General features: G+C 65.2%; 10 protein-coding genes and 1 other RNA gene. 7 read left to right on the top strand and 4 right to left on the bottom strand.

All coding sequences use genetic code 11. The features are described 5' to 3' along the window. Positions 1 to 116: 116 nt before the first annotated feature. On the top strand, positions 117 to 2423 hold the full coding sequence (locus tag VC212_RS20205; protein ID WP_115559378.1) for a TonB-dependent receptor: 2307 nt from the start codon (positions 117 to 119) through the stop codon (positions 2421 to 2423). A gap of 97 nt (positions 2424 to 2520) precedes the next feature. On the opposite strand, the gene VC212_RS20200 is transcribed toward VC212_RS20205, so the two are convergent. Continuing rightward, positions 2521 to 2595: non-coding RNA, sX9 sRNA (locus VC212_RS20200), on the bottom strand. Positions 2596 to 2672: 77 nt separating this feature from the next. Here VC212_RS20200 and VC212_RS20195 point away from each other — a divergent pair. Next, positions 2673 to 3773, top strand: a complete 1101-nt coding sequence (locus VC212_RS20195) for a glycerophosphodiester phosphodiesterase (protein ID WP_323526747.1) — start codon at positions 2673 to 2675, stop codon at positions 3771 to 3773. 505 nt (positions 3774 to 4278) lie between these two features. Here VC212_RS20195 and VC212_RS20190 read toward each other — a convergent pair. Then, positions 4279 to 5064, bottom strand: a complete 786-nt coding sequence (locus VC212_RS20190; RefSeq protein WP_323526746.1) for a rhomboid family intramembrane serine protease — start codon at positions 5062 to 5064, stop codon at positions 4279 to 4281. A gap of 352 nt (positions 5065 to 5416) precedes the next feature. After that, positions 5417 to 6373 (bottom strand): TerC family protein, encoded by a 957-nt coding sequence (locus tag VC212_RS20185; RefSeq protein WP_055852529.1) that lies wholly within the window; start codon positions 6371 to 6373, stop codon positions 5417 to 5419. Between the two features lie 265 nt (positions 6374 to 6638). Between VC212_RS20185 and VC212_RS20180 the strand changes: the two genes are divergently transcribed. After that, positions 6639 to 7805 (top strand): class I SAM-dependent rRNA methyltransferase, encoded by a 1167-nt coding sequence (locus VC212_RS20180; RefSeq protein WP_055852526.1) that lies wholly within the window; start codon positions 6639 to 6641, stop codon positions 7803 to 7805. A 315-nt stretch (positions 7806 to 8120) separates the two neighbouring features. Continuing rightward, the gene (locus VC212_RS20175; RefSeq protein ID WP_115514768.1) at positions 8121 to 8441 is read left to right on the top strand and encodes a hypothetical protein; all 321 of its coding nucleotides are present in this window, start codon (positions 8121 to 8123) and stop codon (positions 8439 to 8441) included. Between the two features lie 338 nt (positions 8442 to 8779). Here the strand turns inward: VC212_RS20175 and VC212_RS20170 are convergent, their stop codons facing one another. Further along, positions 8780 to 10630 carry an Svx/AvrXca family virulence/avirulence protein gene (locus tag VC212_RS20170; RefSeq protein ID WP_115559377.1) on the bottom strand — a complete coding sequence of 617 codons (1851 nt, stop codon included), beginning with the start codon at positions 10628 to 10630 and terminating at the stop codon, positions 8780 to 8782. Positions 10631 to 10939: 309 nt separating this feature from the next. Here VC212_RS20170 and VC212_RS20165 point away from each other — a divergent pair, with 309 nt between their 5' ends. The 3 genes from VC212_RS20165 to VC212_RS20155 all read left to right on the top strand — a co-directional run bounded on the left by VC212_RS20165 (position 10940) and on the right by VC212_RS20155 (position 15341). Next, entirely contained in the window at positions 10940 to 12178 is a 1239-nt protein-coding gene (locus VC212_RS20165; protein ID WP_323526743.1) for a dipeptidase, read from the top strand. A gap of 96 nt (positions 12179 to 12274) precedes the next feature. Next, positions 12275 to 13444 (top strand): glycerate kinase, encoded by a 1170-nt coding sequence (locus VC212_RS20160; RefSeq protein ID WP_323526742.1) that lies wholly within the window; start codon positions 12275 to 12277, stop codon positions 13442 to 13444. Between the two features lie 148 nt (positions 13445 to 13592). After that, a complete protein-coding gene (locus tag VC212_RS20155) occupies positions 13593 to 15341 on the top strand; it encodes a diguanylate cyclase (protein WP_323526790.1) in 1749 nt (582 codons plus the stop codon). Positions 15342 to 15354 lie beyond the last annotated feature (13 nt).

Genomic DNA, 15354 nt, shown 5'->3' with positions numbered 1-15354 from the left:
AGCGACAGCGCGGCATGCGCAGCAGCTGTCTCGGCACTGTCATCTGAGCGTCGCATCGACGCAAGACAGCTGTCGCACGCTTGCCGTCATCTTTTGACTCGTCCCCCACGCCACTCATGCCCAAGACCCATCTCTTAAGTGCTGCCGTTCTCACCGCGCTTGTGTTGTCGCCGGCCGCGCATGCGGCCGATACGCCGGCCGACGTGTCCGCCGACACCGGCTCCACCGTGCAGCAGCTCGATGCGGTGTCGGTGATTGGCCAGGGCGAAACGCGTCAGGTGCAACGCATCACCCAGCAGGACATTCCGGTGCTGCCGCCGGGCACCAGCATCCAGAAGCTGCTCAACCGCATGCCGGGCGTCAACGTGCAATCCAACGATGCTTTCGGTGCCAATGAAGAATCGCAGACGATCAGCCTGCGTGGCTTCAACGGCACGCGTCTGGGCTATACGCTCGACGGTCTGCCGCTGGGCGATAACGCCTATGGCAACTACAACGGCCTCAACATCAGCCGCGCGTTGATCGCAGAAAACTTTGGTGGCGTGGAGCTGGCCTCGGGCATCGGTGCGTTGGGCACGGCGTCCACCAGCAACCTCGGCGGCACCATCCAGTACTACTCGGCCGACCCGTCCAGCGTGTTCGGCGGGCAGGTCTCGCAGACGCTGGGGTCCGATGCCAACCGTCGCACCTTCCTGCGCGTGGATACCGGCGATTACAACGGGTTTTCTGCGTATCTGTCGGGCATCGAAGCCACCGCGGACATGTGGGCGCGTCCGGAATCGCCGACCACCACGCGCCAGTTCAACGCCAAGGGCGTGTACCAGTTCGACGGCGGCAAGCTGACTGCGTTCGCCGATACCTCGCGCACCTCGCAGGCCGATTATTCCTATCTGTCCAAGAGCGGCATGGCACGTGGTCTGGGCTGGGACTGGAATCTGTACGCACCAGATTGGAACCGTGCACTGGCGGCCGCGTACTGCGCGCCGGCCACGCGCAATGCCGCACGCTGCGGCTTCAGCGGTGGCGTGGATAACGTCGACGATGCGTACTACCAGAGCCGTGCGCTGCGCGACGACGATCTGTTCTATGTCGCCGGCGACTTCCAGCCCAACGATGCGATCAGCCTGCACACGCAGGTGTATCACCATGAAAACAAGGGGCAGGGCCATTGGTGGTCGCCGGGCCAGGCCTCCAATCCGGGCACACCGCAGGCACTGCCGATCTCGATCCGCAGTACCAACTACTGGATCAACCGTACCGGCGGCATCGCCTCGCTGGGTTGGGATCTGGGCCCGCATCATCTGGAAGCCGGGCTGTGGTACGAGCGCAATCACCACGATGTGGAGCGCAATTTCTACTGGATCACCGGGCCGGTGGACGACGACAAGTTTCTGCAAAATCCCAACCGTCGGCTGTTCTCGCAGAACTACGTGATCACCACCCGGCAGTTCTACGTGCAGGGCAACTTCAAGTTTCTCGACGAACGCCTGAGTCTGGATCTGGGCATCAAGAGCCCGAGCACTGAAATGACCGCACGCGAGACGCCGGGCATCGCGGTGGAAGCGCCGGTGGCGACCGGCTCGATCAAGGCCAGCGAGTCGGTGCTGCCGCAGATCGGGCTGGGTTATCGCCTTGCCGAAGGCCAGGAAGTGTTTGCTTCTTACGCAGAAAACATCGCTGCGTTTCAGGGCGGCGGCGCCGGTGGTCCGTTGCTTGTGACCCAAGCTTCGTTCGATGCCAGCGTCGGTGCACTGGAGCCGGAAAAGTCGCGCACCATGGAAGCCGGTTACCGCTTCGTGCGCGATCGCTTCGAGGCCTCGCTGGTGGGCTATGACGTCACCTTCGACAACCGTCTGCTCTCGCTCAATCCCTGCGCCAGCATCCAGCAGGGCACCACGCCGGCCTGCACCACGCGCTTCTTCAATGTGGGCTCGGTGAGCAGCCGCGGTGGCGAACTGACGGTGATCTGGAAGCCCACCAGCTACCTGCAGTGGTACAACTCGGCCTCGATCAACCGCTCCACCTACGACGACAACTACGTGCAGAACGGGGTGACCATTGCCACCGCCGGCAAGACCACGGTGGATACGCCCAAGCGCATGTTCGCGAGCGAAATCGCCTTCAATTACGCCGGTTGGAACGTCAACCTGCGCGGCAAGTACACCGGTGAACGCTTCTACACCTACACCAACGATCAGGGCTTTGGCGGTTACACGTCATTCGATGCCGGTGCCGGCTATGAGTTCGGCCAGGTCAGCGTGTTGCAGTCGCTCAAGCTCTCGCTCAACGTCACCAACCTCACCGACAAGCGCTACGCCTCCAACCTCACTGCGTTCGCCAACAGCGATCCGAATGGGCGGCAGTTGGCGTTTCACGCCAGTGCGCCGCGGCAGGTGTTTCTGACGCTGGATGCCAAGTTCTGAGGAAGGGATTTGGGAGTCGGGAATCGGGAATCGTAACAGCGGGTCTGGTTGCTGCTGATTGATTTCTGATGTTGATCGATGTGGATAGACTTAGAGTGGCTGACATCACCTAGCGAGTGATTGTCGGGCGGGCGCGGACGATGCGGAGGCAGCGGGATGCACGGGCGTGCATCTCTGCTTGATCGTCGGCCGAGCTGTCCCGGCGATGACGCGTTGGTGTTGATGGCTGCTTTTTCGTAGGAGAGAGGCATGATGCAGTTCCACCGTGCGTTGGTGTTGGGAGCGATGATGGTCGGCATGAGCGGGCCCGTTTTGGCCGAGGCACCGTTGGCCAAGACGGTGCAGATCTTTGCGCACCGTGGCGCCAGTGCGTTGCGCCCGGAACACACCTTGGCCTCCTACGCCAAGGCGATCGTCGATGGCGCCGATTTTGTCGAACCAGATCTGGTGTCCACCAAAGATGGTGTGCTGGTGGCGCGCCACGAGAACGAGATCGGTGGCACCACCGATGTGGCCAGTCACCCGGAGTTTGCCGCGCGCAAGACGCGCAAGACCATCGATGGGCAATCGATGGAAGGCTGGTTCACCGAAGACTTCAGCTTGAACGAGTTGAAGACGCTGCGCGCGCGCGAGCGGTTGCCGCAACTGCGTGGCACGCGCTGGGACGGGCAGTTTCAGATCGTGACCTTCGACGAGATCATCGATTTCGTCGCGGCCGAATCTGCCGCAACCGGGCGCACGATCGGGCTGATTCCGGAGATCAAGCATCCGAGTTATTTCAGTGCGCTCGGTTTGCCGATGGAAGACAAGGTGCTGGCTACCTTGCACGCGCATGCGTATACGCGCACGGCGCCGGTGGTGATCCAGTCGTTCGAGACCGGCAATCTGCGTTACCTGCGCGGCAAGATCGGGCGGCAAAGCAACATCCGCCTGCTGCAGTTGCTGGGTGGGGCGCAGATGCCGTTGCCCGATGCGGGCACGGGCGACGCGCTCGGCACCTATGCGCAATTGATGACCCCGGCGGGGCTCAAGCAGGTGGCCAGCTACGCCGATGCGATCGGGCCGGACATCCGCGCCATCATTCCGCTGGACGCGCAGCAACGGCTGGGTACGCCGACCAGCCTGGTGCGCGATGCGCATGCGGCCGGATTGCAGGTGCAGCCGTATACGTTCCGTCCGGAAAATTACTTTCTGGCTGCCGATAACCGCAGTAGCGGCGCGGTGACCGAGCGTAACGACGCAGGTGCTTTGGCCGAGCTCAAGACCTATCTGGACACGGGCATCGATGCGTTCTTTGCCGATGATCCGGGTCTGGCACGGCGTGCGTTGCGCGGGCAAGCACCGCGATAGGTAGCGCGTTCATAGGAGCGCGCCTGCGCGCGACGGGCATCACCGGGATAGCTGCATCGCGTGCGGGCACACTCGCGCGGGATGAGATGACGACGCACTTCGCGTTGCAGCAACGCTCACGTTGCGTGATCCTCGGACACCTACCGTGCCGGGCATCGTCGGTAACGCCCCGTCGCGCGCAGGCACGCTCCTACGTAACGCGGTGTAGCGGCCCGATTGGTTGGATGCTGACCTTACGAGAGGCGCTACTTGCCTTCACGAGACGTGCAGCACCACGTTTGTAGGAGCGTGCCTGCGCGCGACGGGCATGACCGGGAAAGCAGCAGCGCGCTATAACCCGTTTGTACGCAATGCGATGACGATGCATTTCGTAATGCAATGCCGCTCTTGCGTTGCATGGCCTTCGAGTACGCACCTTACCGGGCATCGTCGGTAACGCCCGGTCGCGCGCAAGCACGCTCCTACGGGAGCTCAGGATTGTTTCGATCATCGTTTCATGCAGGTACTAAGTACCCGGCGGGCGCTCGCGCGTCGGGAAATGCAGCACCACGTTTTCCGAGCCGTCGTCCTGGCGTTGCCACAGCACCGGTACCTGACGCGGCGGCGGGGGTTCCAGCATCGCGTGCTCGGCGTTGCGCACTTCCCAGGCGGCGTCTTCGTCCTCGTCTTCCCAGCTGTAGCGCGGCTTGGCCTGCTGCGGGTCGCGCAGGCGTAGCAGCAGCGCGGCGATCAAGCCGGCCACCGCACCGCCCAGATGCGATTGCCAGGACACGCCGGCTTCGTGCGGCAGGATGGTCACCAACATGCCGCCATAGAACAGGAAGGCGATCATGCTGGTGGCGATCGCCGGGCGGTCGCGCCGTAGCAGGCCCAGCACGAACACCAGAAACATCAGGCCGTGGGTGACGCCGCTGGCGCCCAGGTGGCGGCTGCCAGGCTCGCCCAACAGCCACGCGCCCAGCCCCGAGCCCAGCCACAGCAGCGGTAGTGCCATGGCGGTGGCGCGCGGGTACACGCTGCCGGCCAAGGTGCCCAGGATCAGCAGCGCTGCCGCATTGGCGCCCAAATGCGCGAGCGAGCCGTGCAACAGCGGCGCAGTGAGAATGCCGATCAGGCCGTCCGCCTGCAGTGGCGCGACCGCCCAGGCGCGCCAGTCGAACATGCCTTGCGCGGTGAACACCGCCACCAGCAGCAACACGGCGGCCAGGCTGATGTTGAAGGCGCGCAGGACCCGCGAGCGGTCCAGGCGGCTCTGGGTGGTGGTATCGGAGGCAACAGAATGCGGTGTCATACATTCACGGATGGCGGCGTGGTTTTGCCTTTGCAAGCCCCGTGAGCGCGGGATAACCGGATCCGGCGACGGGACAATCCCGCCGCCTGCCGGGCTGATGCAACGCCCGGCAGGCAGGCAATTCACCGCAGATGATCGGGTGGCAACCAGGGCGCGGCGCCGATGTTCCGGTATCGCCTGTGGTGCGCTGCGGCCCAGCCGAGCAGTGGGCGGCGTAGCTACCGATCAAGGCCGAAGACCACGACCGGGCTCAGTGGCAAGAGACGAAGCGAAACCGCGGCGTCCCTTGCACCACCAACTGCAGCGAAGCACACCTCCGATTCCCGATTCCCGATTCCCGATTCCCGGCCGGTCAGTGCCCGGCCGGCTTGGCCGGGCGCAGCAGGCTCAGCATGATGGTGGCCACCAGGATCGTGACCACGACCGCCAGCGAGACCAGCACCGGGATCTTGTACAGATCGATGATCATCATCTTGGTGCCGATGAACACCAGGATCACCGCCAGGCCGTACGGCAGCAGGTGGAAGCGGTCGGCCATGCCGGCCAGCAGGAAGAACATCGCGCGCAAGCCCAACACCGCAAACACGTTGGAGGTCAGCACGATGAACGGGTCGGTGGTGATCGCAAAGATGGCCGGGATGCTGTCCACCGCAAAGATCACATCGATCACTGCAATCAGGATCAACACCACAAACAGCGGGGTGAACCAGCGCTTGCCATCCTTGATCACGCTGAGCAGGTTGCCGTGGTACTGCGGGCTCAGGCGCAGATGGCTGCGCATCCAGCGCAATACCGGGTTGGTTTCCAGATCCGGCTCCTTGCCGGCGGAGAACCACATCTTGATGCCGGTCAGCAGCAGAAACGCACCGAACACGTACAGCAGCCAATGGAACTTGGCCAGCAGCATCGAGCCGGCGAAGATCATGATCGCGCGCAGCACGATGGCGCCCAGTACCCCGATGATCAGCACGCGCTGGCGCTGTTCCTCGGGCACGCCGAAGTAGGTCATGACCATCAGGAACACGAAGATGTTGTCGACCGCCAGCGATTTTTCGACCAGGTAGCCGGTCAGAAACTGCAGCCCGATCTGATCGGCCCGCGCATCGCCCATGGTGCCCTGCAGGTACCACCACAGCCCGGCATTGAAGGCCAGTGCCAGCAGCACCCAGCCGATGCTCCACCAGGTGGCTTCCTTGAAGGTGACCTTGTGGGCGCCGCCATGGCGCATCAGCACCAGATCGATCAGCAGCGCGGCGATCACCACCGCCCCGAAACCGCCCCATAACCAGACATTGCCAATGGTTTGCATAAAAGAATCCCGAAAAGTGAAACGACCTGGACAGCCGGTTGGGCTGAGGCCTTGTGACACGGAAATCGTGGATTCCGGGTGACGGACCTTCGCCTGCGCGGCGAAGGTCTCGCTCGCAACCGGCCAGACCGGTTGCCGTTGCACCGGAGCGTCTGCCGGAGCAGGACTCGTAATGACGGCGACAACGTTGGGAGCTACTCCCCTTCTGGGGCCGATTCTGCGTGCCGGGGACGGGCACGTCAATCCAGCCGGATACAATAGGTGAATGAATACTCCTGTCCCCGTCGTCCGACTCAAGAATGCGTGGCGTTCCAGCCACCCGTGGATCTTCCAGAAGCTGGTCGAAAAGCCCATCGCCAAGCCCAAACCCGGCACCATCGTCGATGTGGTCGGCGTGGATGGGGAATGGATCGGCCGCGGCTTCTACAACGGCCACTCGCGCATCGCCGTGCGCATCCTGGAAACCGACCAGTCGGTGCCGGTGGATGCGGGCTGGTTTTCGCGCAAGATCGCCGCGGCGGTAAGCCTGCGCCGCGACTGGCTCAAGCTCGACGGTGTCTCCGATGCCTGGCGGGTGGTGCATAGCGAAGGCGACGGCCTGTCCGGCCTGGTGGTGGACCGCTACAGCGACCTGGTGGTGGTGGAGTTCTTCGCCGCCGGCATGTTCCGCCATCGTGAATGGATCTACGAGGCGCTGCGCGAGCAGTTCCCGGGTTGCCGCTTCCACAGCTTTGCCGACGAACACGTGCAAAAGCAGGAAAGCTTCGACTTCCACAGCAACACCACCACCGAAGCGTCCGTGATCACCGAGCACGGCATCAAGTTCCGTGCCGACCCGGCCGGCGCGCACAAGACCGGGTTCTTTGCCGATCAGCGCGACAACCGCCAGTGGCTGAGCGAGCAGGTGGAAGGCAAGACCGTGCTGGACCTGTGCTGCAACACCGGTGGCTTTGCGGTGTATGCGGCCGCGCGCGGTGCGGCCGAGGTGCTGGGCGTGGATATCGACGAAGACGTCATCGCCATTGCCAAGGGCAACGCCAAGCTCAACAACGTGCGCCCCAAGTTCGTGCAGGCCGATATCTTTCCGTGGCTGCGCGATGCGGCCAATCGCGGCGATCAGTTCGATGTGGTGATCCTGGACCCGGCCAAGATGACCCGCGACCGCGAGCAGGTGATCCCGGCGCTGAAGAAGTACCTGGACATGAATAAATTGGCGCTGGGCGTGGTCAAGCCCGGTGGCCTGTTCGCCACCTTCTCGTGCACCGGCCTGGTGGCCGAGCAGGAGTTTCTGGACATGCTGCGCCGCGCCTCGTATTTCTCCGGCCGCACCATCCAGATTCTGAAAGTAGCCGGCGCCGGCCCGGACCATCCGTTCATGGCGCACGTGCAGGAATCGCGCTATCTCAAGGCCGTGTTCTGCCGCGTGATGTGACAGCGGTAGTGATGAGGCAGCGGGCGATGCGTAGCGCCCGCTGCGTGGTTGGGCACCGGCGGTGGCATTGCAGTCGTGGTGGCCCGATGACGGCGCCGCTGTGTGGCTGCGTTGCACTGCAGGTAAGCGGTGCACAGTGGGTGCTCGCATCTGCCGCCGCAGCGCGTGGCGTGTGCTGTTCCATGTGGTGCAGGTGAGGCGGTACGGTCATCGTCATCGCGCAGCGGATGCAGGTCTGCGCGCGATGGCAATGGGTGATGGCAGCGCACTGCAGCCGGGACTTCAACGCAGACATTCACTAGGGAGCGGCAGCCGATGACGTCCAGCGACGAAGACGAACGCAAGGCCTTGCGCCGGTTGCTGCGCGAGATCGAGCGGCCCAATGCCAGCCTGCTGGCCAGCAACTGGCCGGTGTTTGGCGTGTGGTTGCTGTTTTCCGGGGCGTTCATGTATCTGTTCCAGACCGGCACCGGCTCGCCGCTGCACCCGTTGCTGCTGGCGCTGGGCTCCACCTGTCTGGGTGTGTTCGGCGCGTGGATCGTGTTCCGCTCGGTGTGGGCGCGTCAATGGCCGCATGTGCGCGAGCACATCGATGTGGAAAGCCTGCGCGCACGGCTGGCCGAACTCGACGATTGAGCCTGCGTTGGACGTGCAGCGTGCACGGCAGCGTCGATGTGCAGTGCTGGTGTGCATGCGGCCTTAGCACCGCATGCAAGCGCACGCCTGCATGCGATCGCTCTCAAACCCACTCGCCACACAGGACCACGCGCTGCTTTCAACACGTTGCAACTGTGGTGCGGTGACCTGGTCATAACAGCCAAATCAGACGCGAGGCGCAATGCCAAACAAACGGCACGTGCCACTGACGCGCGCAAGCGGCGTGAGCGTTGCGTGCGGCCACCGATGGCCGTCCCTGGCCTGTCTGTAGAGTCTTCTTGCGCTGATGCGCAGCTACTTGCTGCAGCTGCGCAAGATCACCAGCCGGCTGGCCGCGCGGTGATTTCCGGCACCGCCTGGCGCAGGTCTGCACCGAACTCCGGGTTGGTCATCGTGGCCGGATCGACAAACCCGTAGAACACGCCCTGGGTGGGCGAGGCGCCTTGTTCTTCGACATCGCCACGCAGCTGTGCGGTGCCGCCGACGTTGATGGCGCCGAATGCACCCGGGCCCATGAACACGGTATGCGCCTGCGCAGTGGCACCGATGGTGGCGCCCGGATGCCACACGGTGAGCCCGCCGAGCACCGCATTGCCCTGCACCGTGCCGCCCATTACCGTGGCGCGGCCATCGATGCGCGCATTGCCCAGCACATTGCCGGCCAGCACGCGTGCGCGTGGCCCCACGTAGGCGGTGGAGGCGACATTGGCGGTGTTGGCGACCCAGCCGCCACCGTTGGCGTGACGACGCCCCACCGGGGTGGGTGTGGGCGCATTGGGCTGGCTGCCGGCTGGCGCGGCATTGGTCAGCGTCACGCTCCACGGGTAGCGGTAGATCGCGTAGTACGACTGGTCCCACTTGATCTGCTGCATGGTGCTGGGCGCACCCATCACCATCAGATACACCGCGCGATCGCCGCTCTTCAGCGACATGCTGACGCTGGCCTTGGCGCCGCGCTGCAGCGTGCTGTAACGCGCCTTGCCGGCACTGTCGATGGCCACCACGCCCCAGCGCCAGTCCGAGTCCGGGGTGGGAATGCTGGACGGATCGTTGAGCAGGCCGGGCAGGCTGGTGACCGCTGCTGCGCTCTGCACCTGGCCCTCGAAGGCGACCTGGATCGTGGTGGCGCCGCTGGCGGGGATGAGCTGCACCAGGTTGTAGCCCCAGCGCTGCGGTGCCCATTCGAACGGCACGCGATAGCGGTTGGCCTGGCCGGCCACCGGGTCGAGCACGGTCATGCGCAAGGCGCGGTCGCGGTTGTCCCAGTCCTGGGTGCGCTGCGGGTCGAACGACAGATTGCTGCCGTAGCGCGCGCGATACAGCACGCCCTGGTCGCTGCCGTCGGGATTGGTGTAATCCCAGTTAACGTTGCGCATGGCCCAGTCGCCGAACACATCGTTCAGTTGTGCCTGCGTCCAGCCCATGTTGGTCTTGATGACTGAAAACGGATCGGCGGTGCGACGCGCCGGGTTATCGATGCGCGGTGCCTTGCTCCACATGTCGTTGATGATGGCGTAGCCGTAGCGGTTCTTCAGATACTCCATGAACTGCCAGTTGCAATAACGGTCGCGCGTGGAGCCCAGATACACGTGCGGGTAGTTCACCAGCATGCTGGAGCAATGCACGTCGCTGCCGTGGAATTCCGGCAGCTGATGGGTCATCCAGTTGGCGTGCGATTCCCAGATCCAGCCGGTGTATTCGGACTCCTGCAAACCGCCAGCCTGGTACTGCAGCGCATGCGTGAGTTCGTGCGCCAGACCCCAATGGTCGCGCAGGCCGCCCGGCGCCATCCACATGCCCATGCCGCCACTACTGGTGGCACCGCCGCTCAGGCCAAAACTCGGGTCCAGATGCAGGTTGGCCTTGTACTTGGTGGCGACATTGCAGAACGGCTCGGGAAACTGCAGGCGATTGATGAAGGTGTCCCAGACCATTTCCAGATGCGCGCCGGCCGCACGCACATCCGCATCGGAGACGCCGTTACCATTCCAGCGGAAGGCGAAATGCGCCGTTTCGTAGCGCACCGGCGGCATGCCGATTTCATTGACGCGCGCCGTCCAGGTGCCGGCGGTGCAGGCCGCACTCGCGGTGGAGGCCGCGCCAAGGCCGGTGGCGATCAAACCAAGGGTGAGCAAGCGCCGGGGCAGCGCACGCGATGCGATGGACATAGAGGGATCTCGCCAAGAAGGGAAGGTGTTGCGCACACCCGCACGTCGCGCGCTGAAAGCACGGCGATCTGCGGGTATCGGGAGTGGGGGATGCCGCCAGCGACGGCCGCGCAAGTGTGCGCAGCGCCGACCGCCGCGCAATTGCTTTGGCAGTGTATTTTTTAGAACTGCAACGCGTTCGGCGCTCGCGGTGTGGCGCTGGTTGAACTTGTGCGCGCCATGACCGGGCCATTTGCGTGCACAACGCGAAGCCAGCGCGCGGCCGCGCTGCGGCTATGATCGGATGACCCCACCTGCCTGCGAGCGCGCATGAATCTGCAACTGCGATGTGTGGCCGTGTTGCTGAGCCTGGCTGGCTCGGCGCATGCGCTGGAGTTTTCCAAGGCCGAGTTGGCGCGCGCCACTGCGCTGCAAAAGCGCCTGGTCACCCTGGATTCGCATCTGGATACGCCGGCCAATCTGGAGCGGCCCGACTTCGATATGTTGCAGGCGCATGCCGGCAATCGCCTGTCGCAAGTGGATTACCCGCGCATGGTCGACGGCGCGCTCGATGGCGGGTTCTGGGCGGTTTACACCGGCCAGGGCAATCGCAGCGCCGCCGCGCATCTCGATGACCGCGATGCCGGGCTGCAGCGGCTGATGAAGATCCATCAACTGCTGGCCGCACAGCCGCAGCGGTTTGCGTTTGCGAGCACGCCCGCCGATGCAGCGCGCATCAAGGCCGACGGCAAGCGGGTGGTGTACATCAGCATGGAAAATGCCAGCCCGCTGGTCGCCGACCCCACGCTGCTGCGCTTCTATTACGCGCAGGGGCTGCGCCTGATGAGCACGGTGCACTTTCTCAACAACGAGTTCGCCGACTCGGCTACCGACCCCAAGGGTCCGGAGTGGAAGGGCTTGAGTCCGGCCGGCAAGCAACTGGTGCAACAGGCGCAAGCGCTGGGCATCGTGATCGATCAATCGCACGCCTCCGACGCGGTGTTCGATCAGTTGATTGCGCTATCGCCGGTGCCGATCGTGCTCTCGCACAGCGGCGCGCGTGCGGTGTACGACCATCCGCGCAACATCGACGATGCACGCTTGAAGGTGCTGGCCGAACACGGCGGCGTGATTCAGGTGAACTCCTACGGTGGCTATCTGGTCGACAGCGGTGCCAGTGCCGAGCGCAAGGCCGCCGAAAAGGCGCTGACCGATCAGTACGGCGGCTGGGAACACGTCAAGATCGCCGACGGCACCGCCCTGAGCGCCGCACTCAAAGCGCTGGATGCGCGTTACCCAATCAAGCGCGCCACCGAAGAGGATTTCTTCGCCCATCTGGAACACGTGCTGGCCGTGGTCGGGCCCGACCACGTGGGTATCGGCATGGATTGGGATGGCGGCGGTGGTGTGGTCGGGCTGGAAGATGTTTCCAAGCTCCCGCGCATCACCGCATGGCTGCAGCGCAAGGGCTATACCGAAGCGCAGATCGCCGGCATCTGGGGCGGCAACCTGCTGCGGGTGATGCAACAGGCGCAGGACTACGCGGCCAAGCAGGCCAAGGCGACGTAGGGCGATGTACCGCACCTTGCAGGTGGCATTGCCGCAGCGCATCGCCGCGGCAGCGCCTTGTCCCTTATCGCAGGCGCGTCCGCAGGCGCGTCGCTGGTGAGAGTCGTCATCGCCCCGGATGCGTACAAGGAGAGCCTGTCTGCGCGCGCGGTGGCCGCGCAGATCGAAGCGGGGTTTGCCGAGGTATTCCCGCAGTGGCACTACACCGCCGTGCCCATGGCCGATGGTGGCGAAGGCACCGTGGATGCGCTGGTCGCTGCCACTGGCGGGCGGGTGATCGCATGCACGGTCAGCGGCCCGCTCGGCACGCCGGTGCAGGCCTTCTTCGGCCTGACCGGCGATGGCGCCACCGCGGTGATCGAAATGGCCGCCGCCAGCGGGCTGGCCCTGATACCGCCAGCACAGCGCGCGCCGTTGCATGCCAGCACCGCCGGAGTGGGTGCGTTGATCCTGGCCGCGCTGGATGCCGGCGCGCGGCGTTTCATCATCGGCATCGGCGGCAGCGCCAGCACCGATGGCGGCGCCGGCATGGCACAGGCGCTGGGCGCGCGGCTGCTGGACGCGCACGGTGCGCCGATCGGCTCCGGCGGTGGGGCACTGGCGGCGTTGGCGCGCATCGACACCGCTGGCCTGGACGCGCGGCTGCAGCAGTGCCACATCGAGGTGGCCTGCGATGTCGACAACCCGCTGATCGGGCCGACCGGTGCCTCGGCAGTGTTCGGCCCGCAAAAGGGCGCCACCTCGGCGATGGTGCGCCAACTCGACGCCAACCTGCGGCACTACGCCGATGTGGTGCAGCGCGAGCTGGGCGTGCGCCTGCACGCGCTGCCTGGCGGCGGCGCGGCCGGCGGGCTGGGCGCCGGGTTGGTGGCGTTCCTGGGCGCGCAGTTGCGTCCAGGCGTGGAGGTTGTCGCCCAGGCGCTGAGGCTGGAAGCGCTGATCGCACAGGCCGATCTGGTGATCACCGGCGAAGGCCGTGTCGACAGCCAGAGCCTGCGCGGCAAGACGCCCGTGGGCGTGGCACGCCTGGCGCAGCGGCACGGTATCCCGGTCATCGCCATTGCCGGATCGCTGGGCAACGGCGCTGAACAGCTGCACGCGGAGGGCATCGCTGCGATGTTTTCGGTGGTGCCTGGCGCCTGCACGATGGAGCAGGCATTGGCCGACGCTGCCCGCAATGTCCGCGTCACCGCACGCAACCTGGCGGCAGCGCTGCAGGTGGGCGGCGCGCTGATGCAGCGGTCTGCCGCCGATGACCGCGAATGAGGAAACACGTGGACCAGGCCAAGCGGGCGCCCACCCCCTGCACAGCGGCCGCAGCGCATCCCGTGTTCCGGTGCACGAAAGCGCTGATTGGCACTCATGCCCAGTCCGCTAGACTGGGCGGATTGCACGGGCACGAGCGAGCTTGCCGTTGAATCAGCGCGATACCGTTGTGTCATCCACCACCAGCGAAGCGCAGCGTCTGGCGCGGCTGGCGTTGTTGCAGGTGATCGATACCGAATCCGAACCGTTCTTCGATGCCCTGGCAGCCGCCGCACAGGCTATCGCCGGCACGCCCATCGCGCTGGTGTCGCTGGTGGACGAGCATCGGCAATGGTGGAAGGCCAACATCGGCTTGCCGGGCGTGTCCGAGACCCCGCGCGAGCTGGCGTTCTGCGCCCACGCCATCCAGGGCGATGCGGTGATGGAGGTGCCCAACGCCCCGGCCGACCCGCGCTTCTCCAGCAACGCCCTGGTCACCGATACACCCGGCATCCGCTATTACGCCGGCGCCCCCATCGTGCTGCCCGATGGCCTGCGCATGGGCACGGTGTGCGTGATCGACCAGCGCCCGCGTCAGCTGCAGCCGGCCCAGCTGGCAGCTCTGCAACAGCTGGCCAAGGTGGCCGCCGAAGGCCTGGAGCAGCGCCGGGTGATGCTCGAACGCGCCGACATCAACGCCCAACTGCAGCAGCGTCTGCGCGAGAGCGAAGCGTTTCTGGAGCGTACCGGGCGGGTGGCCGGCGTCGGCGGCTGGGAAGTGGACGTGAGCGCCAATACGCTGACCTGGTCGGATGAAACCTGCCGGCTGCACGACTTGCCGCCGGGCTATCAACCCACGCTGGCCGAAGCCATCACCTTCTACCCGCTGGAAGCGCGCGCGGTGATCACCGAGGCGGTGGAACTGTGCGTGCGCGACGGCACGCCCTGGGATCTGGAGCTGCCATTGATCAGCAGTACCGGCCGCCGCCTGTGGGTGCACAGCACCGGCGCGGTGGAACATGTCGACGGCCGCATGCGCCTGATCGGCGCAATCCAGGACGTCACTGACCGCCATCGCGCGGTGGACGCGCTGGCCGCCAGCGAGCGCAAGTTCCGCAAGATGTTCCAGTACAGCCTGGGGCTGATCTGCACCCACGACATGGATGGCCACCTGGTCAGCGTGAACCCGGCGGCAGCGCGCTCGCTGGGCCGCAGCGTGGAGGAGATGGAGGGCCGCTCGCTGTTCGAGCTGATCCGCCCGGAGCGGCATGACGGCGTGCGCGGCTACCTGTCGCGCATGGTGCTCGACGGCCAGGATTCCGGCGTGATCGAGCTGGTGGCCGGCGATGGCAGCCTGCGTCACTGGAAATACCACAACGTGCTCGACGTGGAGTCTGACGCCACCATCGTCCTGGCCCACGCCCAGGACGTCACCAACCAGCATCAGCAGGAAAAACAGCTGCTGGAATGGTCGTTCACCGACCCGTTGACCAACTGCTTCAATCGCCGCTTCCTGGACGACCTGGACAGGCGCGATGCCAGCGTGCGCTGGGGCTGCGTGGTAGTGGACCTGGACAAGTTCAAACTGGTCAACGACACCTACGGCCACCAGCGCGGCGATGAAGTGCTGGTGCAGATGGCCTGGTTTCTCAATGCCCCGTTGCGCCGGCAGGACCACCTGGTCCGGCTGGGCGGCGATGAATTTCTGGTGCTGATGCACCAGGCCAGCGAGCAGCAGCTGCAAGAGCTGGTGCGCACCTACACGGCGGCCAGCGACGATGCGCCGATCCTGTTCACGCTGGGCACGGCCTTGCGCCAGGAAGGCGAAGCGCTGACCGCGGTGGTCGACCGGGCCGACCATTCGCTTTACGCCATCCGGCGCGCGCGGCGCGGGTCCGGGATCGGCCAGCAGCGTTAGCGGCTGGCCGCGC

This window comes from Xanthomonas sp. WHRI 8932A (genome assembly GCF_035012785.1).
Classification (GTDB): Bacteria; Pseudomonadota; Gammaproteobacteria; order Xanthomonadales; family Xanthomonadaceae; genus Xanthomonas.
This window is presented reverse-complemented; position numbering and strand designations above follow the sequence as displayed.

Coding starts and splice junctions, on each gene's coding strand:
- VC212_RS20190 (WP_323526746.1), bottom strand. CDS start 5,064: ATGACACCGCATTCTGTTGCCTCCGATACCACCACCCAGAGCCGCCTG.
- VC212_RS20175 (WP_115514768.1), top strand. CDS start 8,121: ATGACGTCCAGCGACGAAGACGAACGCAAGGCCTTGCGCCGGTTGCTG.
- VC212_RS20165 (WP_323526743.1), top strand. CDS start 10,940: ATGAATCTGCAACTGCGATGTGTGGCCGTGTTGCTGAGCCTGGCTGGC.
- VC212_RS20195 (WP_323526747.1), top strand. CDS start 2,673: ATGATGCAGTTCCACCGTGCGTTGGTGTTGGGAGCGATGATGGTCGGC.
- VC212_RS20180 (WP_055852526.1), top strand. CDS start 6,639: ATGAATACTCCTGTCCCCGTCGTCCGACTCAAGAATGCGTGGCGTTCC.
- VC212_RS20205 (WP_115559378.1), top strand. CDS start 117: ATGCCCAAGACCCATCTCTTAAGTGCTGCCGTTCTCACCGCGCTTGTG.
- VC212_RS20185 (WP_055852529.1), bottom strand. CDS start 6,373: ATGCAAACCATTGGCAATGTCTGGTTATGGGGCGGTTTCGGGGCGGTG.
- VC212_RS20170 (WP_115559377.1), bottom strand. CDS start 10,630: ATGTCCATCGCATCGCGTGCGCTGCCCCGGCGCTTGCTCACCCTTGGT.